Source organism: Paenibacillus sp. AR247 (assembly GCF_002968895.1).
Classification (GTDB): Bacteria; Bacillota; Bacilli; order Paenibacillales; family Paenibacillaceae; genus Paenibacillus_AQ; species Paenibacillus_AQ favisporus.
In genome coordinates this window covers 55,314-56,358 of sequence record NZ_PCZT01000020.1, presented here as the reverse complement: position 1 = coordinate 56,358, position 1,045 = coordinate 55,314, and the positions used below count along the sequence as shown (strand labels likewise).

1 protein-coding gene and 1 pseudogene are annotated in these 1,045 nt (G+C 50.0%); one reads left to right on the top strand and one right to left on the bottom strand.

The features are described 5' to 3' along the window. Positions 1–254 (bottom strand): annotated as a pseudogene (locus CPT76_RS37870) (MarR family transcriptional regulator); the annotation flags it as partial. A gap of 164 nt (positions 255–418) precedes the next feature. Between CPT76_RS37870 and CPT76_RS27385 the strand changes: the two are divergent. After that, entirely contained in the window at positions 419–907 is a 489-nt protein-coding gene (locus CPT76_RS27385; RefSeq protein WP_105445141.1) for a nitroreductase family protein, read from the top strand. Positions 908–1,045 lie beyond the last annotated feature (138 nt).

Genomic DNA, 1,045 nt, shown 5'->3' with positions numbered 1-1,045 from the left:
ACGGCGCCTTTTGTTAAACCCATCTCGCGGGCGATATCGATCCCTTTAATGCCGTCATGCGCATAGATGACGTCCAAAACGTGCAGGCTTGAGACGGATAGACGGGGCAGCAGCTTTTTCAGCCGGTCGTCGGAAATGCGCTCCATGAGCCAGAGCCGGTCACTGTCATCCTCGGCTTCGCTGACGAGGATCTGGTATATGGATTTTTCGATGCGGTTTTTGAGCTGAAGCAAATCATCATTCATATCAGGCATAAGGCAAGCCTACCTTTTTTCTTTTCATTATATCATGGTTTCCGCAGAAACCATTTGACAAAGCATCATTTCCTTGTTATTGTGGTTTCCATGGAAACCATTCGATTGGAAGGTGGTCTTCATGCAGCTTCTGCAGAAATCACATTGATTTGGAGGGAAATTTTATGAATGAGGTCATTCAATTGATCCGCCAGCATCGCTCCATCCGCAAGTTTACAAATACGCCGTTAACCGGCGAGCAAATCGAAGCCATCGTCGACGCAGCGCAAATGGCACCAACCTCGGCGCATATGCAGCCGTTCTCGATCATCGGTGTCACCGATCAGGAACTGCGCAAGAAAATAGCGGAGCATTCTGAAAATCCGTGGATTGCGGAGTGCGGATACTTTTTTATCTTTTGCGCCGATTTTCACCGCATGATGCTGGCTGCCGGCCCGGACTACCAGGACAAAATGAGCCGCAACCTGAACTACTCCTATTTTTATCAAACCAGTGTGCTAAGTGCCGCGCTTGCTCTGCAAAACGCCAACTTGGCGGCTCAATCGATGGGTCTCGGGGCCGTTATTATTGGCGGGATTAACAGTGCTCTGCCTGAACTGGACGAATGGCTGGACCTTCCGGACTTTGTCATTCCTTGGTCGGTCTTGCGGTAGGCGTCCCCGATGAATTCCCAGAACAAAGCCGCGCCTGCCACGGTCCGCCGTATTTTTTGAAACCAGTATGATCGTGATCTTAAGGCACAGGTTGAAGCGTATGACCGGGAAATAGAAGAGTATTATGGCGCTCGAACC

What these genes read in the sequence shown, in the direction of transcription:
- CPT76_RS27385 (WP_105445141.1), top strand. Translation starts at nt 419, where the DNA reads ATGAATGAGGTCATTCAATTGATCCGCCAGCATCGCTCCATCCGCAAG.